General features: G+C 49.3%; 25 protein-coding genes. 6 read left to right on the top strand and 19 right to left on the bottom strand.

Annotated elements, in window-relative coordinates:
- The first annotated feature begins 68 nt into the window (after window positions 1–68).
- The gene (locus tag AC0YOB_RS24995; protein WP_475795069.1) at window positions 69–1,172 is read left to right on the top strand and encodes a glycoside hydrolase family 172 protein; all 1,104 of its coding nucleotides are present in this window, start codon (window positions 69–71) and stop codon (window positions 1,170–1,172) included.
- 244 nt (window positions 1,173–1,416) lie between these two features.
- Here AC0YOB_RS24995 and AC0YOB_RS24990 read toward each other — a convergent pair whose 3' ends face one another.
- The 6 genes from AC0YOB_RS24990 to AC0YOB_RS24965 all read right to left on the bottom strand — a co-directional run bounded on the left by AC0YOB_RS24990 (window position 1,417) and on the right by AC0YOB_RS24965 (window position 7,827).
- A complete protein-coding gene (locus tag AC0YOB_RS24990) occupies window positions 1,417–2,310 on the bottom strand; it encodes an aminoglycoside phosphotransferase family protein (protein ID WP_475795068.1) in 894 nt (297 codons plus the stop codon).
- A 109-nt stretch (window positions 2,311–2,419) separates the two neighbouring features.
- The gene (locus tag AC0YOB_RS24985; protein WP_475795067.1) at window positions 2,420–3,325 is read right to left on the bottom strand and encodes an aldo/keto reductase; all 906 of its coding nucleotides are present in this window, start codon (window positions 3,323–3,325) and stop codon (window positions 2,420–2,422) included.
- 78 nt (window positions 3,326–3,403) lie between these two features.
- Window positions 3,404–4,198, bottom strand: coding sequence for an SDR family NAD(P)-dependent oxidoreductase (locus AC0YOB_RS24980; protein WP_475795066.1), 795 nt, complete (start codon window positions 4,196–4,198; stop codon window positions 3,404–3,406).
- A gap of 210 nt (window positions 4,199–4,408) precedes the next feature.
- Window positions 4,409–5,458, bottom strand: a complete 1,050-nt coding sequence (locus tag AC0YOB_RS24975) for a helix-turn-helix transcriptional regulator (RefSeq protein ID WP_475795065.1) — start codon at window positions 5,456–5,458, stop codon at window positions 4,409–4,411.
- A gap of 109 nt (window positions 5,459–5,567) precedes the next feature.
- Window positions 5,568–6,275 carry a DNA alkylation repair protein gene (locus tag AC0YOB_RS24970; protein WP_475795064.1) on the bottom strand — a complete coding sequence of 236 codons (708 nt, stop codon included), beginning with the start codon at window positions 6,273–6,275 and terminating at the stop codon, window positions 5,568–5,570.
- Between the two features lie 1,174 nt (window positions 6,276–7,449).
- Complete coding sequence (locus AC0YOB_RS24965; RefSeq protein WP_475795063.1) at window positions 7,450–7,827, bottom strand: MerR family transcriptional regulator; 378 nt, start codon at window positions 7,825–7,827, stop codon at window positions 7,450–7,452.
- Between the two features lie 282 nt (window positions 7,828–8,109).
- Here AC0YOB_RS24965 and AC0YOB_RS24960 point away from each other — a divergent pair, with 282 nt between their 5' ends.
- A complete protein-coding gene (locus tag AC0YOB_RS24960; RefSeq protein WP_475795062.1) occupies window positions 8,110–8,982 on the top strand; it encodes an SDR family oxidoreductase in 873 nt (290 codons plus the stop codon).
- Between the two features lie 261 nt (window positions 8,983–9,243).
- On the opposite strand, the gene AC0YOB_RS24955 is transcribed toward AC0YOB_RS24960, so the two are convergent.
- From AC0YOB_RS24955 to AC0YOB_RS24945, 3 genes are all read right to left on the bottom strand, one after another.
- Entirely contained in the window at window positions 9,244–9,477 is a 234-nt protein-coding gene (locus AC0YOB_RS24955; protein WP_475795061.1) for an SDR family NAD(P)-dependent oxidoreductase, read from the bottom strand.
- Between the two features lie 145 nt (window positions 9,478–9,622).
- Window positions 9,623–13,432, bottom strand: coding sequence for an RCC1 domain-containing protein (locus tag AC0YOB_RS24950; protein WP_475795060.1), 3,810 nt, complete (start codon window positions 13,430–13,432; stop codon window positions 9,623–9,625).
- Window positions 13,433–13,819: 387 nt separating this feature from the next.
- Window positions 13,820–14,263 carry a CBS domain-containing protein gene (locus AC0YOB_RS24945; protein ID WP_475795059.1) on the bottom strand — a complete coding sequence of 148 codons (444 nt, stop codon included), beginning with the start codon at window positions 14,261–14,263 and terminating at the stop codon, window positions 13,820–13,822.
- A gap of 30 nt (window positions 14,264–14,293) precedes the next feature.
- On the opposite strand from AC0YOB_RS24945, the gene AC0YOB_RS24940 reads away from it, so the two are divergent.
- Window positions 14,294–14,479, top strand: a complete 186-nt coding sequence (locus AC0YOB_RS24940; protein ID WP_475795058.1) for a hypothetical protein — start codon at window positions 14,294–14,296, stop codon at window positions 14,477–14,479.
- Between the two features lie 194 nt (window positions 14,480–14,673).
- Window positions 14,674–14,847 (top strand): YfhD family protein, encoded by a 174-nt coding sequence (locus AC0YOB_RS24935; RefSeq protein WP_475795057.1) that lies wholly within the window; start codon window positions 14,674–14,676, stop codon window positions 14,845–14,847.
- A gap of 163 nt (window positions 14,848–15,010) precedes the next feature.
- Here AC0YOB_RS24935 and AC0YOB_RS24930 read toward each other — a convergent pair whose 3' ends face one another.
- The 4 genes from AC0YOB_RS24930 to AC0YOB_RS24915 form a co-directional block, all read right to left on the bottom strand.
- Complete coding sequence (locus tag AC0YOB_RS24930) at window positions 15,011–15,142, bottom strand: DUF4023 domain-containing protein (protein ID WP_210040941.1); 132 nt, start codon at window positions 15,140–15,142, stop codon at window positions 15,011–15,013.
- A 123-nt stretch (window positions 15,143–15,265) separates the two neighbouring features.
- Window positions 15,266–15,862: an isochorismatase family protein gene (locus tag AC0YOB_RS24925; RefSeq protein WP_475795056.1), complete on the bottom strand. Its 597-nt coding sequence runs from the start codon at window positions 15,860–15,862 to the stop codon at window positions 15,266–15,268.
- Window positions 15,863–15,882: 20 nt separating this feature from the next.
- Window positions 15,883–17,091: a multidrug efflux MFS transporter gene (locus AC0YOB_RS24920; RefSeq protein WP_475795055.1), complete on the bottom strand. Its 1,209-nt coding sequence runs from the start codon at window positions 17,089–17,091 to the stop codon at window positions 15,883–15,885.
- A gap of 108 nt (window positions 17,092–17,199) precedes the next feature.
- Window positions 17,200–17,886, bottom strand: a complete 687-nt coding sequence (locus AC0YOB_RS24915; RefSeq protein ID WP_475795164.1) for a helix-turn-helix domain-containing protein — start codon at window positions 17,884–17,886, stop codon at window positions 17,200–17,202.
- Between AC0YOB_RS24915 and AC0YOB_RS24910 the strand changes: the two genes are divergently transcribed.
- Window positions 17,821–18,096: a hypothetical protein gene (locus AC0YOB_RS24910; RefSeq protein WP_475795174.1), complete on the top strand. Its 276-nt coding sequence runs from the start codon at window positions 17,821–17,823 to the stop codon at window positions 18,094–18,096. The genes AC0YOB_RS24915 and AC0YOB_RS24910 overlap by 66 nt on opposite strands.
- Window positions 18,097–18,229: 133 nt before the next feature.
- Here AC0YOB_RS24910 and AC0YOB_RS24905 read toward each other — a convergent pair whose 3' ends face one another.
- From AC0YOB_RS24905 to AC0YOB_RS24885, 5 genes are all read right to left on the bottom strand, one after another.
- A complete protein-coding gene (locus AC0YOB_RS24905) occupies window positions 18,230–18,982 on the bottom strand; it encodes an SDR family NAD(P)-dependent oxidoreductase (RefSeq protein WP_475795054.1) in 753 nt (250 codons plus the stop codon).
- Between the two features lie 55 nt (window positions 18,983–19,037).
- Entirely contained in the window at window positions 19,038–19,778 is a 741-nt protein-coding gene (locus AC0YOB_RS24900) for an MBL fold metallo-hydrolase (RefSeq protein ID WP_475795053.1), read from the bottom strand.
- Between the two features lie 77 nt (window positions 19,779–19,855).
- Window positions 19,856–20,242, bottom strand: a complete 387-nt coding sequence (locus tag AC0YOB_RS24895) for a VOC family protein (protein WP_475795163.1) — start codon at window positions 20,240–20,242, stop codon at window positions 19,856–19,858.
- 52 nt (window positions 20,243–20,294) lie between these two features.
- On the bottom strand, window positions 20,295–21,197 hold the full coding sequence (locus tag AC0YOB_RS24890; RefSeq protein WP_475795052.1) for an alpha/beta fold hydrolase: 903 nt from the start codon (window positions 21,195–21,197) through the stop codon (window positions 20,295–20,297).
- Window positions 21,198–21,280: 83 nt separating this feature from the next.
- Window positions 21,281–22,267: an oxidoreductase gene (locus tag AC0YOB_RS24885; RefSeq protein ID WP_475795051.1), complete on the bottom strand. Its 987-nt coding sequence runs from the start codon at window positions 22,265–22,267 to the stop codon at window positions 21,281–21,283.
- Between the two features lie 262 nt (window positions 22,268–22,529).
- Here AC0YOB_RS24885 and AC0YOB_RS24880 point away from each other — a divergent pair, with 262 nt between their 5' ends.
- Window positions 22,530–22,883: a winged helix-turn-helix transcriptional regulator gene (locus tag AC0YOB_RS24880; protein ID WP_475787007.1), complete on the top strand. Its 354-nt coding sequence runs from the start codon at window positions 22,530–22,532 to the stop codon at window positions 22,881–22,883.
- A gap of 375 nt (window positions 22,884–23,258) precedes the next feature.
- On the opposite strand, the gene AC0YOB_RS24875 is transcribed toward AC0YOB_RS24880, so the two are convergent.
- The gene (locus AC0YOB_RS24875) at window positions 23,259–23,552 is read right to left on the bottom strand and encodes a cupin domain-containing protein (protein ID WP_475795050.1); all 294 of its coding nucleotides are present in this window, start codon (window positions 23,550–23,552) and stop codon (window positions 23,259–23,261) included.
- Between the last annotated feature and the right edge of the window lie 462 nt (window positions 23,553–24,014).

Below are 24,014 nucleotides of genomic sequence, written 5' to 3'. Positions count from 1 at the left end.
AGAGATGCGGCAAGCCCGGCACGCAAAGAAATCCAATTATAACCCGAATACGAAAGGAATGGATCATTATGAACCCTCTATTGGCAGGAAACTCACTGGACACGCTGTTTCAATTGAAAGACTGCAAGAGCAAAAGAATTTCAAGCCATGACAAATCGGGCGGGAACAAGGACTGGATCGATATCGCTCCAGGTGAAACGCGAATCTTCGCCGAAATTGATGAGACAGCCATCATTCGTCATCTATGGTGCACAGTAGGAACGAGTGATCCGCTGTATACACGGAAAACGGTTTTGCGAATGTATTGGGATGATGAAGCCGCTCCCAGTGTTGAGGCTCCCTTGGGTGATTTCTTTGGAATCGGTCACGGTCTGATTAAAAATTTCGTCTCCGAGCCGCTGATGATGAGCCCCCAAGGAGGTAAAGGATTTAATTGCTTTTTCCCGATGCCGTTTAAAACATCCGCGCGGCTGGAATTGACGAACGAATGCAAATCATCCGTCAGCCTCTACTTCTATGTAGATTACGAAACTTACGACGACCTGAGCGGAGATGTGGGGTATTTCCATGCCCAGTGGCGTAGAGAGCGGGACACGCAGGGCTGGGCTGATCCCGGCGTCAATATTCTTACCCGGAAAGCGAACAAGCCCGGTTATCCGGACTGGTTCCCCGAGGCGTGGCTGACGCCGAATCTGGATGGCAAGGACAATTACGTCATTCTGGAAGCTGTGGGCAGAGGCCATTATGTCGGCTGCAATTTGAATATAGACTGTACCGAAATGCAGGCTAATGACTGGTACGGTGAAGGGGACGACATGATTTTTATCGACGGCGATTCGTATCCCACTATTGTCGGCACAGGGACGGAAGACTATTTCAATACGGCATTCGGTCCCAGCGAGGAATATAACGCTCCCTGGCATGGCATCACGGTAAACCAGGGCGATGCCGAATGGCGCTGGAGGGGAAAAAACGCCATGTACCGGTTTCATATCAAAGATCCCATCCGCTTCTCCTCATCCATTCGCGTCACCATAGAGCATGGACATGCCAACAAGCTTTCCCATGATTATTCCAGCACGGCTTACTGGTATCAGACGGAGCCGCATAAGCCTTTCGCTGCGTTCCCTCCCGCGGCACTACGGCTTCCCAAAGATGCGGAAGAAAAGTGAGAAGATTTCAGGAATGTGAAATCCTTAGCAGACTGGTATAGATACAATAAGCGGGAGTTGCGGTTCCCAGGGCCGCAGCAGCTAATTTATTCGAAACGTCGGCAAGTATGTGGGTCAGTTTGATTCACGAATCCTTTGGGTCGTTCGAAAAAGTAAAAGGAGCTGCCGCAGCAGCTCCTTCGTCAAATATCTTTTAACAAGCTATCGTGCTCGTTCGTGTTGCATTCCTGAGTCTTACGGCAAATTATTCCTGTATTTTCGCTGATTCGTAATCATCTACTATTTTATTAATTATTTTATATGATTCTTCTGCTATTGCCTTGCTTGTATTTTTATTGCCATTGTAGGTTATTAAAGCCTTCCATAAAGCCCATCCTCTTGCTCTGTTCCAGGTTTCTTCATCCATATTTAATACATTCTTGAATATTCTTCTACTATTAGCGTCAAAAAATGTCCATGCCATTGCCGCATCGCAAGCAGGGTCCCCTGCACCCAATATTCCAAAATCAATAACTGCACAGAGTTTCCCGTCCTTAACCAGCAGATTTCCCGGTGCTATATCGCCATGAACCCAAACTGGAGCTGATTCCCATTTAGAATCTAATGCCAGCTGCCATATTTCGTTCAATACGTGTTCATCAAAAATATCTCTATTATTCTCAATTGCATTTCCAGACTCTTCATCGTATACAGCTATAGCTCCACCTCTATAAAAATTATGCTGCCCGGCTAATGGACCTCCACTAGCATCAATAGATTGTAATTCAATTAAAAATGCCCCTAAGTCTCTGGCAAATTGATTTAAATCATTAATATTCTTTTGAGCTGCTGTCTCTCCCTCCAACCACTTGTTGATAGACCAAGGGTATGGATATTCTTCACTTGGATTACCTTTGGCTAAAGGTACAGGAATGGGTAAAGAGAGTTTTTCAGATAATATTGGCAGCCATATTTGTTCTTTCTCCACTTGAGGAACATAGGATACTGCACTTGGTAACCTTACACTCATATGTTCGCCCAAATGAAAAGTTCTATTATCATTCCCGCTAACTTTTACAGGCCTGATATCTAAACCAGCCCATTCCGGAAATTGATCATTAATTAATCTTACAACCAAATCAACGTTTATATTATTCATTGAACACCTCTCAACCCACCTGAAATTTGGTAAGAGTATAAAATTCTATGGAAAAACATCGTTTAATACATCCAATTAATTTGAAGGACAGACATATAGGAATGAGGCGCTACCGGTGATCCTTGTAACGGTTCGGTCTCGTCGCAGCCTGTATTGCTTCTCGTTCGTCGACGGACAGCGGCACAGCAGCGGCCGATACATTGTGCCGCAGCTGCTCCAGACTACTTGCGCCGGGAATTACCACACTCACCGCGGGATCGCTCAGCACATACCGAATGGCGGTCTGCGCCAGCGTTCGTGTATCGCCAGCGAGCCCTAGGAGACTCCTGCGCAGGGCGGGCAATTCCTCACGGCTGTAATCGAGATAATCCCGGTCCGCCTTGCCCTCCCCGCCCGCCGCGAGGATGCCGCCAGCGAGTGGTCCGCGTGCGATCAAGCCGATCCCGTGCCCTGCAAGCAGCGGAAGAACCTCCTCCTCGGCACGCCTGTCAAGCATGCTGTACTGGTTCATTACGCTTGCAATTCCGCTTCTCCGGACGTATTCCCTTATTACATTCGGACGTATGGACGATATCCCGTAGTGGCGGATCAGCCCGTCCCGCTTAAGCTCCTCAAACGCTTCAATCGTTTCCCCGATCGGATCCTCAATCGTTCCTCCATGCAGCTGGTACAGATCGATATAGTCAGTTCCAAGCCTTCTTAGGCTCTCTTTGACCGCTGATTGAATGTAAGCTTTGGAAGGGTCCCAGGACCAGCCCTCTTTGCCCGGCTCCCGCCGGTTGCCGACTTTGGTCGCCACGATGACATCGGCGCGGCGGTGCCGGATCGCCCTGCCAACAATCTCCTCATTGCGCCCCTCATCATAGAGGTCGGCGGTGTCAAGGAAATTCACGCCATGCTCCAATGCTTCGTGGATGATGGTGACGGCCTTGGCCTCGTCCGAACCCAGCGACATGCACCCGAGACCGATCTCACTAACGTATAGATCCGACTTTCCCAAGCGATTTCGTTTCATCTGCTTCCCCTCCTGTGTGCGGATATTTCAAGTATACCCATTCAATAGGCTTAACGCCGCTGCCTGGCTGAAATAATATTAAAAAATAGTCGGTACCATTCCCCCATCCATACGGATCGGAGAACCCTTGAACGCGGATGCATATGGACTACATACAAATGCAGCCAGTCTGCCTACTTCAACAGGCTTGATAAATCGCTGTATTTCAGATTGAGGCAGGTTTGCAGCCATAAAATGTTTTTCTTTTTCTGCAAAAGTCATATCTTTATCAGGGTATATACCCTCGATTATTTGATGCACATTTTCAGAGAGTGTTGGTCCCGGCATGATCGTATTGACTGTGACCTCTGTTCCTGTCGTTAATTTGGATAAGCTTTTTGACAATGATAACAGCATTGATTTTGTCATACCATACTGAGGCATTTGTCCTGAAGGCATAACTGCTTCTTCACTCGCAATAAAGATAATGCGGCCATAATCATTTTTCAACATTTTAGGCAAATAAAATTTAGATAATCCATTTGCAGCAAGAACATTGGTACGAAAGTATTTTTCCCATATCTCATCATCAACGTCCTCATATTTCATCATTTCATAAATCCCCATATTATTAACTAAAATATCGATATTGGGATATTTTTCAAATAATGCTTCTCTTTGCCCAATATCCACAATATCGGCTGCGGCATTTTGAGGAAAGGTAGCCGGAAAATCTGACTTCATTTCTTGTACAATTCGTTCTGTCTCTTCATAATTCCGTCCATTTATGAGTACATTAACGCCTTCTTTGGCAAGTTCAATGGCAATTGCTTTGCCTATCCCTTTTGTTGATCCTGTAACTAAAGCAGTTTTATTGGTTAATCCCATATCCATAATAGATTTCTCCTTTATTTGGTATTTACTGCTTTATTGCCCTTATTTTAATATAGGGTTAATACATTTACGTTGGACAGTGATTATATTACCTTCTCCGGATTGTTCAGTAACTAGCATACTGCGCCAAAGTTCTTGTTTGACCCGCCAAATGATAAAACTCAGTAAATACGGGTTCTCTGCCGTTTTGGTTAGGTTGTGAATTCTATATTAATGAATGGGCGGCCTTCCTTGCCGTCCTTCTGATATTGAGTTTGTACCCGAATGTTCAGTGCGATAATTTGAAGGAGTGTCACCTTCCCAAAGGCGGAAGGCGCGGTAGAACGAGTTCTGGTCTTCATATCCAATCAAGAAAGCCACTTCTTTAATATCGAGCGAGGGGTCTGCCAAGTACTCTCGTGCCTGCTCATGTCTGGCTTGTGTCAACAGCTGCTTGAAGCTCGTGTTTTCGTCAGCAAGCCGGCGCTGCAAGGTACGATCGCTCATATTGAGCTCCTTCGCAACAGCCTGAATGTCGGGGCACCCTCCTGTGAAGCTGCGTTTCATGATCCATTTGACCATCTCGGCAATTGAGCGGCTGCTCTGCTGTTCATTGAGCGACCGGTCCAGAACGGGAGTCAGGATCTCCAGCAGCTCTTCGTTGTACGAGACAAAAGGGCGGTCCAGATCTCTTCGATGCAGAGTCAACCGGTTACATTTTGCACCAATCCGGATTCGGCAGCCGAAGTAAGCTTCAAGAGCCTGCACATCGCCCATGGAGTGCGAAAATTCGACGGACTGAGCCGTCAAAGGCTGACCTGTGCCCCGGCGCCCAAGCTCCAGTAGATATGCCAGCGTGATACCAATCAGCATCGGTGGACCGGGTTGTCCGGTATGCAGCCATTCCAGTTCAATTGTACAGTGCTCGCCCTCCTCGGTGATACGCAAGCTTTCGGGGGGACATAGTTGTTTGTACCGGACCATTCGGTTTAGAGCGTCGCGGTAGTCACGAGCATGGTAAGTCGCCAAGACGGACGGCGGGTACTTTGCTGTTTCAAAGACAGTCGCAAGCTTGATAATTCCTTTGGCAGTGTCGCCGATAAGATCGGAATATGCCTGCCAGATCGCGAAATATTGGGCGGTGGTGACCAGCGGTTCAGTAATAATAGTGAGCGGCAGTCGTGCTTTGCGAGCTACGTCGTGCGCGGAAATCCCTAATTGTGATAATCCTGCCCAAAATCCCGGCGGGAATTTAATACGGTCAGAGGTATGAGACTTCATATATACGGCCCTCCTTTAGCTAGTCATTAGTCTTGCCCTTAAAATGAAAAAGCCGCGATTTCCGCGGCAATTAATAAGATAATGTTCTTGTTTCTTGCGGCGAAGCAACTTAACATCTTACATATTTGCGTTTGAAGCCAAGCTGTCCTTTATCAACTGCCTTTTGAATATTTTCGGAAGCGAGCAAAAACTTGCTTTTGGTCTTGTCCCGTTTTACTTCTACCGGACCTACTGCCTTTGCGGTCTCGAGCGCCTTATCATGAAGCGGCAAATAGGATACCCCGACTGTATAAATAAAATTATTCATAGCGTATTTTGTTCGTTCGGGAGAATCTTGAATCGCAGTTTGCGCGATTTCAAGCATATTGGCAAGCTTGCTCTCGGAAAATTCACCATCGGGTCGATTACCCAAAAGCCAGCAGTAACAGCTCCAGCCCGCTGACATTCTCAGCTCTTCGCCGCTTGCAATCCATTTATCGGCAACTTCTTGCGCAATATCTGTTTCCGCCAAGGTTACGGCCACCACGTAATCGGAAAGCATATAAAAATATGCCGCATCTATCCAACGCTCAAAGTCAGCTTCAGTCATTCCTTTTGGATCGGAAATTACGCCGGCGAAGTACATGGCGTCGTAATTCCCCGTGGCGTAAAGCTGCTCAGCCAAAGGTTGATTTTTTTTAATTTTCTTGGCGATGGGCTTCATTTCGCCTGTAGCCACACCAAAAAGCGGTTCGTGCGCGCCATTGGATACGTATATTTTCTTGGTTCGTTCCTTGCCGAGAGCTTCAAGCTCCTGCATAACCATTTCGATATTCATTGTTTGACACTTCCTTATTTTGAAGGATTTCATCAAGTTTATCATATTCACATACTGCACAGCTATAGTGAAGCACAACCGGTTGAATCCAATCCGATGAAGCAGGGAATAATTAGATTGGGTTAACGAAGATCTGTCTGCCTTATTTTGGACAGAAAGTAATATTTGGAAGAAGGGGATGATGTCAGTGCCAAATTATGTTTGGTACCTCTCTCTCGTCATTATAAGCATCATCATAGACGTATTTATGGTGATAAAAACAAAGAAAATCCAATTAATCAGTTTACTTTTCGGGATGATTGGAGTGGGTTTTTCAATCGAATTTTTTATCTGCATACTTTTTGACAGCTATCGTTACATCCCCGACATTCTAGATAATTCTTATGACGATAACATTCTTGGCGCAATTGTATCCAATGCGTTTTCTTTGCCTTCTGCTTCGATTGTAATAGCCGGTTTTTATTTAAACTTTGGATGGATTCTGCTGTTCTCCGGAATATTTTTTGGAATAGAGTGTCTTTTCCTCAAGCTGGGTATTTATGAGCATCACTGGTGGAAATCTATATATACACTTATTGGCCTCCCGTTTTATTTCGGGTTCGCAAAAATTTGGTTTCGTAAAATAGAAAAGTTCCTCCACCCTCCTCTATACTTTGCAACGCTATTCTTCATCATTTTCAGCCTTCGCGTATCAATGGATTATGTAATCTATGCAATCATAAAGAGTCACCTTTTTTTAACCGGATGGTTTGAGGACCCTTATCGCGATAATACCGTATTCGCTGCTGTTCAGTGTTTTTTCATTAGTATTTTAATCGTTATCCTATTTACCCTTAAACTGCATCTATCCGTTAAAATAGTCCTCCTCTGCCTGATAACTGGCCTTAATTCTTTAATATTGATTTCGTTGGGTATTTTACATATAAAGTCTTGGGATGTGTATTTTACATTTTCGGAGAACCTGATTGCATTCCTCATCCTGTTTCCGTTTAGTCGGTTATTATCATATTCTAAAAAAAAAGCTCCCGTAATCCGGCATCGGAAGACAAGAACCTGATGTCATTATTGAAATAAAGTGCATGCTCCCTGATCCAGAGAACGGACAATAAGACACTTTCTCACATAATGAGATTGTGTCTTATTCGGGTGTGCCGTCAGTTTCCCTTTGATTCTGCTAAGGCAGCTTCTCAAATCTATTTTCCTGGGCGTCAATCAACGCCATTTTATAGTTCAGCTTTTCTAATGTTTTCATTAACTTTTGTATTTGTTCTTCTACCTTGTGTTTCTGGTGAGCCAGCATGCTTTTCCTTTGCTGCAGCGTACTGTCCCCAGCCCTATATAACTCGTTATATTGTTTGATTTCCGCTAAAGGCAAACCTGTTGAACGCAGAGCTTGCACCGTTTCGATCCAATCGATGTTCGTGTCATTATATACCCGCCCCCCGTTCACATCCCGGTCAACATGGGGCAGCACGCCTTCTTTCTCATAAAAACGCAAGGTATGCGGAGTGATACCCGTTTTTTCTGAAACCTCTTTAACTGTATAGAGCATGCAATATTTTCACCATCCACATTAGAGTTACTTTAATGTATTTTACATTATGAAGGTCGTTTTTTCAACTAAATACCTGTAATTTATAGGGTTCAAAAAAAAGGTTGACTTAGAGTCACTTCTACCTAGTAAGCTTATATAGAGTTAAGACAAACGCTGCAGCGTTTTAACAAGGCGGGGTGATTTTAGTTTTCAATTGACACTTCCTTCATGGGAATTGAAGTTCTATTGTTTCGTCACATCATAACGATATTATACTGTTCTTGACAAGGAGATGCTTCAATGACAAAAACTGTATTCATCACGGGCTGCTCGACTGGATTGGGAAAAACAACGGCCAGGAAGTTTGCTTCCGAGGGATGGAATGTAATTGCGACCATGCGTAAGCCGGATGAAAGTATTGCGGCAGAAAATCCCGATCGGATTTTCGTAACAGCGCTGGACGTCACCGATCCTGTCAGCATTGAGACGGCAATTGCGGCGGGAGTCGCCCGGTTTGGGCGGATAGACGCCGTTGTGAACAACGCCGGTATCAGCGTTGTTTCGATTTTTGAAGCGACACCTATGAAGATGGTGCGCGACATTTTCGAAACCAACGTATTCGGCGTCATGAACGTGATTCAGGCGATCATACCGCATTTTCGCAAGCAGGGCGGCGGAGCTGTCGTCAATATCAGCTCCGGTGTGGGCTACGCGGCGAGCCCTCTGCTGACGGTCTATACGGCGAGCAAGCATGCGATCGAGGGGTTGTCGGAATCGCTGTCCTACGAGCTTGAATCGCAAAACATCACGGTAAAACTTGTTGAGCCGGGAGCCATTAGAACCACAAACTTTACCCCAAGCACTCTGTCCGCCTCCCAAGATGCTCCCACTCCTCCTGAATATAAGGTGTACGTTGACCGGATGATGAACGCAATGATGAATTATCCGTTCGAAGATGCGAATGAGGAACATGTTGCCGCCATTGTCTATGAAGCAGCAGGAGACGAGTCTGACCGGCTCCGGTATGTCTCAGGTCCCGACGCGGAAGAGATGGCGAGGCTGAGATGGTCGACGTCGGAAGAAAATTACATGACGGTCATGCGCGACTTGATGGGCCAGACCGCATGGCGCAACAGTCTTGGCAAGCAAAGCCTTGAACAGCCAAATACTTGAAAGATGTCTCTTAGATGATTTGGACCATTGCCCGATACAAACGCAATGTCCCATAACCAATTACAAGAATAAAGCTGAATCCAATTACAGGATTCAGCTTTATTACATAGAGCGCTTTGAGCTTTACAACAAATATTTCATATCCTTCCAATTATAAACCTTAACTTTTTCCAGTTGATTTTTAGCGGCATTACTCATGCTTTGGCAATGTTTTTTCCTTCGGTACCTTTATAACGATTCAGTTTCCCAAAGAAAAACGGATCAATTATCGCCAAAGGCATCGACAGCAAGCTGCACCGCAGTTTGAGCGGCTGTCGGATCTGTCACATCAAGCGTTGCCAGCTGGATGCGGTTTCCATAGCTTTCCTTAAGGTCGGCAAGTCGCTCGACATTTCTCGCTGTTGCCACCAGGCGGTCCCCATTCTCAAGAACCCTTTCCGCTATTGAACGTCCCAATCCACGATTAGCTCCCGTTACCAACCAAATCTTTTCCATATACATCTAACTCCTTTATTTTTAAGTGTGTTCTCACTCATTTAACGCGCTAAATTAGTTGTCAAGAATGTTGATGAGGCAAATAAAAAAACCGGCCCATTCAGGCCGGTTCATGAAAAGTTTTCTACCTGGCATGCCTTCCGGATTACCGGCGGTCGATCAGGACGCTTTGCTGCAGCAGCTGCTGCACGAAAGTCGCGGCTTCCGCTCTCTTCAAATCGCTCTGCGGCCTGAACATGCCGTCCGCTCCTTCTGCAAGACCACTGAGGACGACGGTGGCGACCGCTTGTCTGGCCCAGCCGCTGATCTGCGCGCTGTCCCCGAAGTCTGTAAGCGCAAAATCCCCGTCGGCTCCCGCTGAGTCCGTCTCCAGGCCAGTGAGCTTCATCGCTCTGGCCAGCGCTGTAACGGCTTCCTCGCGCGTTATCGTCTCTTCCGGCCGAAACAATCCGTCCAGGCCACCCTCCATGAGGCCGTACTGCCGCGCCATACTGACCGCCTCCGCGAACCAGTCGCTCTCTTGTACATCCTTGAAGCCGGGCGCGCCGGCCTGCCCGGTCAGCCCCAGCGCCCGGACGAGCATCTCCACATACTGGACGCGGGTTACGGCGGCTTCTGGATGAAACAATCCATCCGACATTCCGTTTACGACAAGACGCGAGCCTAGATCGCTGACGGCCAATTCGGCCCAATGCCCCGCCATATCGGGGAATGCGGCATCATGATGAATCAACGAATACGTGCTGCCCGTCATGCTGCTCACTACGGCGAAGGGTTGCCCATCGCGGATGATCTTGCGCGTTGGCGCAGGATGCGCGGAGCCGTCCGCAGCCAGTACGACAGCCGTCGACAGCAGGCTTGGATTCATCCAACCCGGCAGGGCGATTTCCCGCTCTACATAAGCGTCAAAGCTGTCCGCATCGACCGTTTTGCCGCCGTAGGAGGCGGTGACGCGGAAATCAAGCGGCTGGGCGATCGTCATAAAGTTCGCTTCCCCGCCCGCAGCGTTCAAGGCCGCGATTTTATCCGCGCTGCTTCTGATAATATCCAGCCGCAGGGCGAATTCCTCCGGCGGCGGCGTTTCCCCGAGCAGAGCGGTCAGCCGCTTGAATGACAGCTGCGCCGCCGGCAGCCGATAGCTGCCTTCCTGCGCCCGCAGTTCAAGGTCCGCCGCTTTGTCCTCCAACGCCTTAAGCCCTTCTCCCGACAGCTGCAAGGACGCTTGATCCGCTGCCGAATCCAACTCGACGGCCACGAGCGGATTCGCAGCCGTTTCTTTCGCCAAATCGGCGATGAGCTTGGCCGCGTCCAGCTTCACGGTGATGATCGCGCGGCCTTCCGAATCCTCGTTCGTTACGGTCGCCGCCCCGCTTGGCCGGCCGTTCACAGTCAGATACGGGAAGTCAGCGGAATTGTCCCCGTCCCTGCTCTCACCTCCTGCGCCTGCAGTATCCGGGCTTGCATCTTCAGGCGGCGGCTCTGCCGCTGGAACATCGTACACCGGTGCTCTTGTCACCGTGATGTTGTACGCTCGCGCCGTACCGTCCTCAGCCACGACGGTCAGCTCGATCCGGCTGCGGCCGACATCGACCGGCAGCGCTCCGCTTGCCTGCCCGTCGGCCAGCGGGAACGGGCCGCTGACAAGTCTGCTGGAATCGTCATACATACTGACGGTCATATCTGCACGACTCTCATACACCAATGCCGTAACCGTCAATCCGGCGACGGAATTCGGCAGGGAAACTGTATAATCCGTCGTATTTCGCCCAAACGCCGGGCTGATCGGCAGGAGTTCCGCTCCCGCGTAGACATCCAGCCCCTTGAGCGTGGCGTCGGCGCCAGGAACCGGGTCTACGGCTTCCCGGGCTGTCGTGAATGTCCACGCTCCCGGGCTGGTTATGCCCGCATAATCGTTGCCCGCCGCGTCCTTGAATGCTCCGGGAGCCACCTTAACGTTATAGGCCGTTCCGTAGGAGAGCCCGGAAGAGAGCCTTATCGTTGCCGTTAGGCCGGTTATTGTTACCCGGTCCGGGTTGGAGGCGTCAACGGCTTCCACTGGACTGCCGTCCTCTGCTCTGCTGACGACAATCGTCCTGCCCGCCACGGCGGAGATCGGCTCGTCGAATGTCAGCGACAGCTTTGTCCCGGCGCTTACTCCTTCGGCACTGCTGCCAGGCACCGTGGAGATCACCTTCGGCGGCTCCGTGTCGGCCGCAGTATTGGGCGTCCACTGCGCGTACAGAGTAATATCAACGGCTTCGAACGTCAGTTGGGCACCTGGCATATAGGGCGTGCCGCTGCCGTCCGCAGCTGTATTCCAGCCGGCAAACATATACCCGCTCCGGTACAGCAATCCCATATTTCCCTGTATGGTTGTCGACATGCCCTGCTCATAGCTGCTTCCGTCCGAAGGAGCGGCGCCCCCGGTATTCCCGTTGCCGTCATACGTCAGCGTATAGGCCGGAATAGAAGCGGTTTTCACTCGCAGCATCTTATAGGCGCTTTTGTTCCCTGCAAGATCCTCGGCAATGACATTGAAATAATAGGCCGTATCCGGCTGCAGGCCCGCCATCTCGAAGGAGCCGCTGTCTATTAGATAGGGGCCGGCCGCTTTTCCGTTGCTCTGGACATGGCTTGCGGTATCGATGTTGCCGCTGGCGGAGATGTAAGGGATATAGCGGATGCCGATCTGCTTCGTCATATTGTCGGCGGCTTTCGTCCAGCTCAGCGTCACTCCGGACGTACTAACTCCGGTTGCGGCAAGCATGCCGTCCGAAGGAGTCGGCGCCGTAAGGTCAAAATTGGCTTTGTTCTTGACGGGATAGGTTTTGGACGCAGAGGTTCCGTCGCCAAGCATCCCGCCGTCGTTGTAACCCCAGGCCCATCCCGATCCGCCACTGTCCATGGCGATGCTGTGAAATTGCCCCGCTGCTACCGCCGTTATACTGCTTAACCCGGGTATCTGGGTCGGGGCATTGCGCTTGACATTATCTCCGCCGCCAAGGCCGAGCTGATAGTAATTGTTCAGCCCCCAGCCCCACACCGTGCCGTCCGCTTTCAGCACAAGGTTGTGAAAGAAACCGGCGGAGATGGAGACGACGCCGTTTACTCCGGCGATTTTCACCGGACTTCTCCGTTCCGTATAGGTACCGTCGCCGACCGCGCCGTTCGTGTTCTGTCCCCAGGCCCACACGAAGCCGTCGGCATCGAGCGCAAGCGCATGGTTGTATCCGGCGGAAATCGCCACGATGCCGCTCAAGCCCGGGACCGCCGCAGGAGTCTCCCGCTGCTGGTCCGATGTCCCATTGCCCAGCTGGCCCTGCTTGTTCCAGCCCCATGACCATACTTTGCCATCCTCGGTTAACGCCAGACTGAAGGAGCCGCCCGTCGCAGCGGCTTTGATGCCGCTTAAGCCGGAAACCTGAACCGGCGTATTGCGCTGGTCTGTCGTACCGTCACCCAGCTGACCGCCGTCGTTCGCGCCCCAGGCCCATACGCTGCCGTCGGTACCGACGGCAAGCCCATGAAGACCCGGGCCTCCCGCCACCGCCTTGATATTTTGCAGTCCAGGCACCGTAACGGGCACAAGCCGGTTATTGGTTGTGCCGTCGCCCATCTGGCCGGTGTCGCCCATTCCCCAGGCGCGCACCGTTCCGTCGTTCATGACCGCATACGAGCTGTCGTACGTGGAGCCGATCGATTTGGCGGCGGATATGCCGGCGACCTGTACGGGAGAAGCATTGTTTTTGTCCTCTCCATTGCCGAGCTGGCCATCGGCGCCCCTGCCCCAGGACCACACCGTTCCATCGCTGGCAATACCTGCGCTGAAATAATCCCCTGCCGTCAGTTGGGGAATGACCGTCCCCGCTTCCGCTGCGGCCGCTTTTTCGCCGTAATACTCGAATGCGCCCGATAGCAGCAGCAACACGAGCAATAGGCTGACTCTCCGTTTCATCGTACACTTCCTTCCATATTGCCGATCTCACCTGCATCTTACCAAACCGGTGCAGTGCGATAAATTAACTAAAGTTAATCGGCGGCAAAATTTACGCAAGGACTTCAATGGTATACAACAAACAGTGAATCCTGCCCATTATTCGAATCAGCCTCAGTCTGACGGATTAACGAATTTATAATCGAGTCTGCGGCATCTGGGTACGAAAAATAAAAAAGCCGCAGAAGATATGCGGCTTTCGGCGTCTGCGGAGTCTGAGTCCTATCCCCTGATTGCATAGAACGACGATACCCCTGGTTCTTGCAGGCATCCTTAGGCTGAGGCTTGTCTATCGGCCAAAGCTTACCGACGGCAAAGACATGCTGTTATCCAGAAGTCAGGTATCAATTAATGTTGAATGTGACTGGAAGCAGAATGGTTATGCTCAGATATATTGCTCAGTGCCTCTCCGGCCTCGTTTACGAATATTTCGCGTATGGCCATGTCTCCCAATGAAATGACACCCAATAAATCTCCATTGGAAACGACCGGCAGCCGGCGAATTTGCTCAGCAGCCATAATCTCGGCTGCTTCATCGACAGTTGCGTCGGGCTTAATCGTTACAAAGTCTTTCGTCAACACTTCTGTAACCGGGATGGTACCGTCTTTTTTGGCTGCATAGCCGCGGATTACCAGGTCGCGGTCCGTAATGACCCCGATCAGTTTATTTTGATCAACGACCGGCAAGAAGCCGATATTATGTTGATCCATTAACCCGGCTGCTTCATAAATCGTATTATCCTTGGAAACGGTTATACAGCTTGTTGACATGATTTCGTTTATTTTGCGCATGTTAAACTCTCCTTTGAGATGTGGTGGAAAATGCGATATAATGCCGCCTTCTATCTGCTCATATCGATTAATCCTGGCATCGACGTCTCCCGCCCCATTCAGCAGTTGATTAATCGTAGTTTGGACAAGCTCGACATGCACGATTTCTTCAAGGAACACGCCCCGCAGCAAATCGCGAAGGAATGTTATCTCTCACGGTCGATATCGATTGACTGACCTAGTATTGCCTTGGACGGATTCATTATGTAAAAAAGCCCTTGAAATGAATAAGAAAAACTTGTCTGCTTCATAATACATGAGGAAGGTAGTTGTACATTGACAGGGATTTTGAGAATTTAAGGAAATTAGGGTCATTTGGCGGTTCCAACGCATGGACAGATAAGCTGCCGGACCGCAAAGGAGGCACAGGCATGAACGAACATCGTTCACACGATAAATATTCACGCAAGCAATCTCAAGCTCCCGGCAAGCTGCCGATTGGCAAGAACGAGGATGTCGAGTTCTCCGAGACACTTGCAGACGAGAACGACAAGGAAGCCCAGCAGCGTGCGGCAGAGGCGGATAAGAGGGCTGAACAGGAGTAGCTGGCGTCAACTGCATGACTTTTGTTGGGCACTACGGAAGGTTGGGGCGAAGTTTCCATTAATCCGCCTGTATTCCGGAAATGCCGATCGATCGAGATACTCCAAAGCGGCAGCAAAAAGGGCCGTTATTCTGCAGCCTGGCAGAATAACGGCCCTTTTCCAACTACGGATTGTTTGTATGCTGCACGTTCTGCAGCTTCTGTGAAGGCTTGCCTTTACCATTGTGTTCCTTGTTCTTCTGCTGCTTGGACTGCGTATCCTTGACCTTGTTTACGAATTCATTCGTCGATTCCATTCGCGCTTCAATCCTCCTTCGACTCTGTCTCCCTCAGATAGGCTTTCCCCACTTCTAACGCGTTATGCAGCCTGCGACCTCACAGTGGCTGGTCAGATGTTAAGTGATGAGCACACCATTCTATTATTTCATCGCCGAAACCACTTCTTCCGTTGTCCGGATCTTGCCCATTCTGGGGAAAATGGTCTTGACTACATAATCGTGTTCCTCTTGTGCCGCAGCTGTCATGGCTTCTTCCACAAAAACCTGGTTATATCCATGTTGAAAAGCTTCTCTTGCTGTTGTATCCACACCGATGGAAGTGGAAATTCCGCATAACACGACGGTGTCGATACCTCGGCGGCGCAGCTGCAGATCCAGGTCCGTACCGAAGAAGGCTCCCCACTGCCGTTTCGTCACCACATGGGCATTTTTAAAATCCGACAGTTCAGGGATCAGATTATCCCAGCCTTCCGGCCACTGCATGGCATTCGGTTTGGCGTCCGTTTTTGGCATTAGCATATCTTTGCCGTCGAAGGTGGAGACTCTGACGAGCACAACGAAAGCCCCTTTTTCCGTGAAAGCTTCAACCAGCTTTCTTGCCTTTCCGATCACCTGCTCAACCGGATTGGGAGCGCACTGGCGACCCGGGGCTGCAATTCCATTTTGCAGGTCTATAACGACCAGCGCTGTTTTCTCCGCATCCAGCACTTCAGTTTCCGCTGTTTTTACGTCTGTCATGTTTTTCTCTCCCATTCTGCTTAATTTTTGTATAAGGCCATGTTTATGTTAAGTTTCTTATACACTTTGAAATAAACCCACACCGCATTGAGCAATAACAGGGCGCTCGTAATAAAAAATACATAACGGATTCCGAGCCACGCAGCGACTTGTCCTCCAAACACCGAGCCTCCAAAGGCACCTAAATATAAGGCTGATATGTTAAACCCGAACACCCGCCCCGTTAGGGAATCCGGGGTGATTTTCTTAAGCAGGATGTTGATCGACGGGCTAAGCCCGGCCGCAGCAAGTCCAAACAAGAAACGCAGTCCTGTCAGCTGCCAGGGATTAGTAACGAAAGCTTGGGGAATAAAGACGATGCCAGCCACGATGAGTGCGACCAGTACGACCTTGTGAGCCCCCACTTTATCTGACAGTTTTCCAAGTCCGGGAGCGGCGAGAATATTGGCCAGACCCGAGGCGGAGAATGCGATCCCGGCGATGAGAGCCACATGGCTGGTGCTCCTGGACAGCTGGGTCACATAGACGGTGATGATCGGTTCAACGGAATACAACGCGACAGTCAGGACAAAAAAGGTGATGAAAAGAGTAATCGTCAAACTTTTTTCAGGTACGCTGGCCCAGATCTCTTTCATACGGAGTATTTTTTTATCTTGTCGGGTGAACGATTCCTTGACAAACAGAGCCGTTGTAACAAAGGCAATCAGCATCAGTCCGCCGGTTAAAAAAAATGAATTCTCCAAACCGAAATTTTCGGCTATAAAACCGCCGATTGTTGGCCCGATTAAAGAACCCGAAATATTGGCGGTCGAAAGGGTTCCCAGCGCCCAACCCGAATGCTCCTTATCTGTCTGGGTTGCAATCAAGGTCGTACAAGCGGTGCTGTAGCCCGTGATCACCCCCTGCAGCAGCCGAAGGCCGATCAATACGTAAACATTGTGCGCAAAACCCATGCAGCCTACAACGACCGCCATTCCCAGGCTCGCCCGGAGCAGCATCGGTTTGCGTCCATATTTATCTGCGGCGATCCCCCATATCGGTGAGAAGATAGCTGAGACGATAAAGGTAATCCCGAATGCAAGTCCTGCAAATTGGGCAATAGATCCGGAATCGTGCACGCCAAGCTGCTTGATGTAAAGCGGAAGGATCGGGGCGATCTGGCTCATCCCAATACCGGTGACGAACATTCCAAACCAGCAAAAGAACAAATTCCGTTTCCACATGGGCATAAAAATAGCCTTCCTTCTGTCATGGTTCCATTACTGTGTTTGTACAAAAGCACTTCACAATAACATCCTCATCATAGCTGCCGGAAAGGCTATATACCATGGAACATATTAATCTCCATGGACATTTTTGCTGTAGAATTCCGAGGGGCTGAGTCCCTCCGTTTTTTTAAATATGCGGCTAAAATAAAATTCATCCGTAAATCCAAGTGCTCCGGCAACTTCTTTGATTTTCCAGTTCCCTTCCAGAATCATCTCTTTGGCTTTGTCCGTCTTCATCTTATTAAAGAACTCGATAATGGAATAACCGGTAATTTCTTTAAATGCTCTGGATAAATAAGCTGGTGACAACTGCACAAGGTCAGACAATTTCGTCAGGGTGATCTTATCATGTACATGTTCATGCATATATTGAATAATTTTCTCTACTTTCAGCGAAGTTGAGAAATTTTGGTTTTCTTTTTTTATGTTTTGGGCAATGGCAATGAGCAGTTGCTGGAACAAGGTTTTGGACATAAACTCATAGCCCGGCAATTTTGCATCCCAGCTCTCCGCCAGTTTTTTGAACACATCCTCAATTTGATAATAATCCTTTAATCCTTGCGCAGCCTGGAGGGGGAGAATTTGCCGTTCCTCTTTAATATTCCATTGGCCTTCCTCTATATTCACACGCGCATAGCTGAAATGGACGGTAAAGCAGCTAACGGGAACCTCAGGATCCGTTTCGATTTCATGCAGCATGTCAGGCCCAATGTAGAGCAGCATGCCATCCTTCAGCTCATATTTCTTTTTATCCATTGTAAAGCTGCCCCTTGCATGGGCAATAAAAATAAGCTCATGATGCTGAAGGGTTCTCTTGATTTTTACGGGAAGGATTTCCGCTTTGTTGGACAGCCTGAAATTGCAGTAGTGTATGTGAAAGAAGAGATTTTTAAATTTCATGAGCGCCTCCAAGGTTTATATTGGGTTAATTATCTTCCAGGAAGGGCCAAAACTCAAATTTTGTGATGCAGGGGTTGTATGGGATAAGCTGCGAGGGGCAATAACAACCAAAAAAAGACCACATGGAGTGGTTTTACTCTCATGTGGCCAACATTTAAATATCAAGATCTCTTTGCCAACAGTCACAGATGTGGAAGCGTCAAATTTGAGCGGAACCGCCGTCTACCTGAATGTCGGCACCATTGATGAAGCTGGCTGCATCTGAAGCCAGGAAGGCGACCACCGCGGCGATTTCCGCCGGTTGGCCGTTCCTGCCGAGGGGAATCTGACTGCTGAGGAATTCGTAAAACCCGCTGACGTCTGCGTCAGAGCCCGCCAGGGTGGCAAGGCCCGGTGTTTCGGTAGATCCGGGGCTGATCGCATTCACCCGAATCTTCCTGCCCTTGAGATCAAGCACCCAGCTTCTTGCCAAATTACGGATAGCCGCTTTCGTAGCGGAGTAAATGCTTAGACCTGCCGTTCCCTTGATCCCGGATACAGAGGCCGTGAGGATAATGGTCGATCCCTCACCCATCAGAGGCAAAGCCTTCTGGACGGTGAACACCATCCCCTTCACATTAATGTCAAAATGGCGATCGAAGTGAGCTTCCGTGATTGCCTCCAGCGGAGTTCCTTCTGCGATGGCGGCGTTCGCAAAGAGAATATCAAGTTTGCCTTTCTCCTGCTTCACCACGGCATAGAGCCGGTCCAAATCGGCAAGGTTCGTAACGTCACCCTGGACTGCAATAACGTTCTTGCCAATCTCGGATATCGCCTGATCGAGCTCAGCCTTTCGCCGACCGGTGATATAAACAAACGCACCCTCAGCGACAAATTTCCTGGCGGTTGCCAGGCCGATGCCCGAACTCCCCCCAGTAATAACGGCGATTTTACCTTCCAATTGTTTTAGCATGTTTGGATGCTCCTTTCTCATTTCCGATCGGTCTAAACGATCCAGGATTACCCCCTTAAATCGTGAATATTTCTCTTGTTTGTAAAATCTTCAAGTTAACACGATTCCCGGCGCTATGGGTTAATCGATTCATCATCTCCGGTGTCTGCGTATAGATAGGCGGTTGATGCGCAGCCTTATAATGGATCGGAATAAGCGTTTTGGCCCCAAGGATCTCGGCTGCCGTAACCGCCTGTTCAGGCGTAAGACAAATAGGCTGGTCACTGTGCGGCGAAACTCCCGGAAATTGCGTTACGGCCCCATTCACAGGCAGACAGGCGGCATCAAACGTGCCGAAGGCTTTAACCAGCTTCCACCAATACCCATGCCATAACGTATCTCCGGCGTGAATCATCTGCTTGCCGCCGCCGCGTACGATCCAGGATACTTGCGGGTCACCCGAGCCGTCAACCGATTGTGCCGCAATAATCGTGAATGGTCCGATGGTGAAGGTGCTGCCGACCGCAGCGCCGGTTACGCGGCTTAATCCGTTGGAAGCCGCAAGATCAACGATTTCCTCGGGGACATATACCGGAACGTCAGAGCCGTAAGCCGAGATGATCGCTTCCGGGTCATAATGGTCCGCATGTTGGTGCGTGATCAGCACGGCTGCGACAGGCCCGTACGATTCTAAAGGAAAGAAAGGCTCATTAGGCTCACCTAATTTGGCAGGAAAATGATAAAGAGGGTCGATGACAATAGCGGAACTTTCTAATTCGACTCGAATGCCGGCCCAAGGAAGCTTCTGAATTTCCAAGAATATCAATCCCTTTCTCTTTTCAAATGACTTAACAATCTCCATCGCAATACCTGCGATTTAGCTGTGATTCCGAATTATACTCTTTGGACGAACTCGATCCATTCCTTCTCAGGTCCATAGATGAAAAAGTAGCGAATTCCGTTCGGCATGGTCGCGATCTCTTGATCGATGAACTCGACACCTTTTTGCTTGAGCCGGTCCCATTCTGCTTGAATATCAGTTACTGAGAGCGCAACGTGATGCACTTTACCTTCGGCTGGCAATTGATCCTTGAAGCCATGTATCAATTCAATTTCCGTCTCGCCCTCAAGGCCGTAGCCCAGAAAAGCCACTTCAAGTCCATTGTCATGCATGGTTCGATTTTTCACCACGAGTCCAGCCACCTCCGTGTAGAAGCGGATGGATGTGTCCATATCATTCACCATGATGCCCACATGATCGACCATTCTTTTCATGGTTATTTACGCCTCCTATATACTCAAGAAATCAATTGCCCGGCTTCAACGGGTACCATCAGGAGATGAAATCTCTAACGGATATTACAAATTCATTCGGTTTCTCGATATGGCTCATATGTCCGCTTTGTTCGAAGACAACAAGCCGCGATCCAGGAATCGCTGCCCGCATTTCCGCTGCCCATCTCGGACCGCAGATAAAATCGTACTCGCCGACAAGGACCAGCGTCGGAATGCCGATGGAATTCATAACATTCCGAATATCCCACAACTCGGGCTTTCGGTGTGGATCGATGGTTGCGTCCAAATTGGCTTTCCAGACCTCGAATTCCGCCGGAAGATTCTTATAGTCCCCGAAATAAGCAGGCAGCAACCGCTTCAGGACGGCAAGAAACGATTCTCTATCCCGAAGTGAGACGGCTCCCGTCGCCACATCCATCCAGGCTTGTCCGGCTTCCTGGGCTTCCGGCCGTTCAGGCCAGCGCTGTGTGAATCGCTCTATGCCCCGTGTTGCTTCCATCCCATGATCGGGTCCTGTGCATGGCGCGCCGTCATAGACGATCAGTCCTCCAAGTTCATCGGGGTAATCCAAAGCATACTGAAGTCCAACGAAGGCTCCGTGCGAGTGTCCCAGAAAATAAGGGCGCTCGGCTCCAATGTGCTGAAGCACCTTTCGGGCAAAGCCCGCATACCGCGAGACGCTATAATCTCCATCGGGCAGCATCCCCGATTGGCCAGTGCCAACCGGTTCCAGATAGACAGCAGTCATGAACTTTTCCAACAACGGCATGCGCAAATATTCCCAGTTAAATCCCGGGCCTCCGGGATGAATAAGGCAAATCGGTCCGCTGCCGGCAACGTGATAAATCTGCCGAACACCGTCGATCGTCATTTCATGCGCGCCTGGCGCAACCGGACCGAGAGTGTCAGCGCTTGGAAGCTTGGAGGATTTCTCGTTCAAGGTGGGTATGCCTTCTTCCTGTGTTCATAATAGTATTGCTGACAAAATGTTTTCCATCGGATGATCGTCCGATGATGCTCATGTTAAATCGAAAATTTCAGTCCGACCAGCTGCTCGGTTGCATGCCACAAACGCTGAGCCTGCCCGGAATTAACGGCCCACTCAAACACGCCTGGCGCAAACCTGGTATCCGTCAAGCCCGCGATATCCCCATTCTCGCAATAAACGCCGCCTTTGTCGTTCAGCTGAGGGCTAGTTGCGCACCATACGATCGTAGCTGCTCCTTCCGGGATAGTTTTGAACTCATCGTTGAATTCGGGAAAAACAAGTTCCCCTTGCTCGTTGAGCACACCCATGGCGCGCTTATCATCATCGGTCAGATAACGCGACAAATCCGTCAAGATCGATCCCGGATGAACCGAGAACGCACGTACGCCATACGCTCGGCCGCGCTTGTCCATCTCGACGGCGAATAAGACGTTGGCTGTCTTAGATTGTCCATAAGCGACAAATTTGTCATAGGGACGGTTATTGAAGTTGAGATCTTCGAAATCGATACCGCTCATTTGATGAGCGCGCGATGATACCGAAACGATCCTTGCCCCTTTTGCCTTCTCAAGCGCCGGCCACAGTCTGGCGGTCAACTGAAAATGCCCCAGATGATTTGTTGCCAGTTGGGATTCGTAACCGCGGTGGTCTCGGACGAGCGGATTCGCCATAATACCGGCAGCGTTAATCAGCATATGCAAGGGCCGATTCGACGCAAGGAACTTCTCGGCGAAGGCGTCGATCGACGCAGAATCCATGAGATCCATCCTTTCAAGCTCGACACCTGGAATTTCACTTAGTGCAGCTTGGGCTTTCTCCGCTGTCCGAACCGGCACAATGACCGTTGCTCCTGCAGCGGCCAGTACCCTCGTCGCTTCCAGGCCGAGTCCGGAGTATCCGCCTGTGATGATGGCAATTTTCCCGGTCAAATTTTGACCACCCAATACCTCCTGAGCTGTTGTACGCGGTCCGAAACCGGACAAAATAGGTTCTTGTGGCGTTGCATGGTTGTTCGTATTCATGATGAACCTCCGTCATAGTTGTGATTGTTTAATTGCTGCCCGAACAAGTCGTTCGTTAACTTTTAAGCCCTTCAAGGATATATGTTCTTGTCTTCCGACATAATGAGAAGAAGAAACATCAACAAACCGACAGCCATATAGATAAGACTGTTTGTATCATCTTTACAAACATCCCACATTATTGAGTGGACCTTGTTCATTTGTTATAATCCATTTATTGTTGCAGCCAATAGTTATGACTTCTGAAAAGCGAGGCGTTTAAATGATACATTTTAACAACAACACTTACCGCTGCACCTCTGAAATTTTCCTGCACTTGATTAGCGGAAAATGGAAGATACCGATCCTTAATCTGTTATCGAGCGGCACCTTGCGGTTTAATGAGCTGCAAAGACAGCTGCCCGAAGCCACCCAAAGAATGCTGACCATGCATTTAAGAGATCTCGAACGCGATGGCCTGATCATCCGTAAAGTCTATCCGGTTGCGCCTCCCAAGGTAGAGTATTACCTTTCTGATTTGGGGAATGAAACGATTCCCATATTGAAGATGCTCTATGATTTTGGCGCGACCTATGTGGAGCAATTCCAACCAGAAGAACAGGATTCGAAAATATAAGCGCCGATAATTTTCCTGAATTTCGTTATTGTCGTTACCCGGACCGGATACCAGTCTTAAAATACTTGTATGCCGACATATTCATTGCACCTCACTTTCTTCTTGTATAGACTAGCAATTCCTGATTGTTCTGAATAGTACGCACATTTATGTGCTGACGGATGCATTTTGTGCGATAGGATCAATTATGATCCTATATAAACCCGTCAAATTATCCAGCCTTTCCGTCCAATTCTTACATCGGGAATGGACCATGCTTTTGTCCCTAGATCCCATAAAAAAGAAAAAAGCCGCTATGCAAGCGGCTTTAAAGGGTACAAAGTTCTCGTTCATTAACGGATGAATGATGACAAATTGACAAAGAACATATAATTCCTATTTCGACCAGTTCACCGGTTTATCCAGAATGACACCATCAGTCATCACCCATTGGCGGAGACTGTCCGCCTGGACTTGAATAACAATGAAATACAAATCCCCAGGGCGGAGCGTGCGTTCGCCTTCTGGTCCTGCGCGAATTGCTGATCCTTCCTTGACTTCAAAAATCTGCCCATCCACTTGAAACTGACCGCTGCCGCCAATGAAAAGGTACAGCTCCTCATTCTCGCGATGTGTGTGGAGGAACGGAACTGCCCCTCCCTCCGGCATTTGGTTAAGAGAAACTTCCATGCCAGTCAGCCCAAGACTTGTCTTTCAGGAAGTACTTGCCTGCGGCAGGACCCTCCGTCACACTCAGAAGACCGCCAAAAGACCCCGCTTCCACAACACTGAAATTTGTTCCATCAACATAATTAAACAGCTCCTCTTGACTTTCTGTGGTCCATTTTAATTCAACATACAGAGGATGCTGCCGTTTCTTCCCGATTGCTAACATTCCGATAGTGGAAGGATGCCTCCCTCGTAACAACAGCTAGCTCTGATCAACTGCATTAGTCCGCCCTCCCGGTTGAGGCGCTGCCGGCCTACGCGCCATACTTCCCCTTTATGCGATCGATAAATGGCATTATTTCCGGACGAATTCTTAAAGTCCATTAAATTACAACTACGGAACAACATACTGTAACAGGAAAAACAGACGCCTCGTACTGAGCCGGCGTCTGTTTTGATTATCCCCGCTGTATCATAGGGTTA

It is taken from the genome of Paenibacillus sp. JT31N17, from assembly GCF_056269255.1.
The sequence above is the reverse complement of the archived record's forward strand: the minus strand, read 5'-3'. Positions and strand labels throughout refer to the sequence as shown.

Coding starts and splice junctions, on each gene's coding strand:
- AC0YOB_RS24965 (WP_475795063.1), bottom strand. CDS start 7,827: ATGCTCTATACAGTTAAAGAGGTTTCAGAAAAAACGGGTATCACTCCG.
- AC0YOB_RS24935 (WP_475795057.1), top strand. CDS start 14,674: ATGAACGAACATCGTTCACACGATAAATATTCACGCAAGCAATCTCAA.
- AC0YOB_RS24885 (WP_475795051.1), bottom strand. CDS start 22,267: ATGAATACGAACAACCATGCAACGCCACAAGAACCTATTTTGTCCGGT.
- AC0YOB_RS24955 (WP_475795061.1), bottom strand. CDS start 9,477: ATGGAAAAGATTTGGTTGGTAACGGGAGCTAATCGTGGATTGGGACGT.
- AC0YOB_RS24975 (WP_475795065.1), bottom strand. CDS start 5,458: ATGAAGTCTCATACCTCTGACCGTATTAAATTCCCGCCGGGATTTTGG.
- AC0YOB_RS24960 (WP_475795062.1), top strand. CDS start 8,110: ATGACAAAAACTGTATTCATCACGGGCTGCTCGACTGGATTGGGAAAA.
- AC0YOB_RS24910 (WP_475795174.1), top strand. CDS start 17,821: ATGCAGCATGTCAGGCCCAATGTAGAGCAGCATGCCATCCTTCAGCTC.
- AC0YOB_RS24985 (WP_475795067.1), bottom strand. CDS start 3,325: ATGAAACGAAATCGCTTGGGAAAGTCGGATCTATACGTTAGTGAGATC.
- AC0YOB_RS24950 (WP_475795060.1), bottom strand. CDS start 13,432: ATGAAACGGAGAGTCAGCCTATTGCTCGTGTTGCTGCTGCTATCGGGC.
- AC0YOB_RS24945 (WP_475795059.1), bottom strand. CDS start 14,263: ATGCGCAAAATAAACGAAATCATGTCAACAAGCTGTATAACCGTTTCC.
- AC0YOB_RS24970 (WP_475795064.1), bottom strand. CDS start 6,275: ATGAATATCGAAATGGTTATGCAGGAGCTTGAAGCTCTCGGCAAGGAA.
- AC0YOB_RS24880 (WP_475787007.1), top strand. CDS start 22,530: ATGATACATTTTAACAACAACACTTACCGCTGCACCTCTGAAATTTTC.
- AC0YOB_RS24990 (WP_475795068.1), bottom strand. CDS start 2,310: ATGAATAATATAAACGTTGATTTGGTTGTAAGATTAATTAATGATCAA.
- AC0YOB_RS24920 (WP_475795055.1), bottom strand. CDS start 17,091: ATGCCCATGTGGAAACGGAATTTGTTCTTTTGCTGGTTTGGAATGTTC.
- AC0YOB_RS24925 (WP_475795056.1), bottom strand. CDS start 15,862: ATGACAGACGTAAAAACAGCGGAAACTGAAGTGCTGGATGCGGAGAAA.
- AC0YOB_RS24980 (WP_475795066.1), bottom strand. CDS start 4,198: ATGGATATGGGATTAACCAATAAAACTGCTTTAGTTACAGGATCAACA.
- AC0YOB_RS24905 (WP_475795054.1), bottom strand. CDS start 18,982: ATGCTAAAACAATTGGAAGGTAAAATCGCCGTTATTACTGGGGGGAGT.
- AC0YOB_RS24995 (WP_475795069.1), top strand. CDS start 69: ATGAACCCTCTATTGGCAGGAAACTCACTGGACACGCTGTTTCAATTG.
- AC0YOB_RS24915 (WP_475795164.1), bottom strand. CDS start 17,886: ATGGATAAAAAGAAATATGAGCTGAAGGATGGCATGCTGCTCTACATT.
- AC0YOB_RS24875 (WP_475795050.1), bottom strand. CDS start 23,552: ATGGAAGTTTCTCTTAACCAAATGCCGGAGGGAGGGGCAGTTCCGTTC.
- AC0YOB_RS24940 (WP_475795058.1), top strand. CDS start 14,294: ATGCGATATAATGCCGCCTTCTATCTGCTCATATCGATTAATCCTGGC.
- AC0YOB_RS24930 (WP_210040941.1), bottom strand. CDS start 15,142: ATGGAATCGACGAATGAATTCGTAAACAAGGTCAAGGATACGCAGTCC.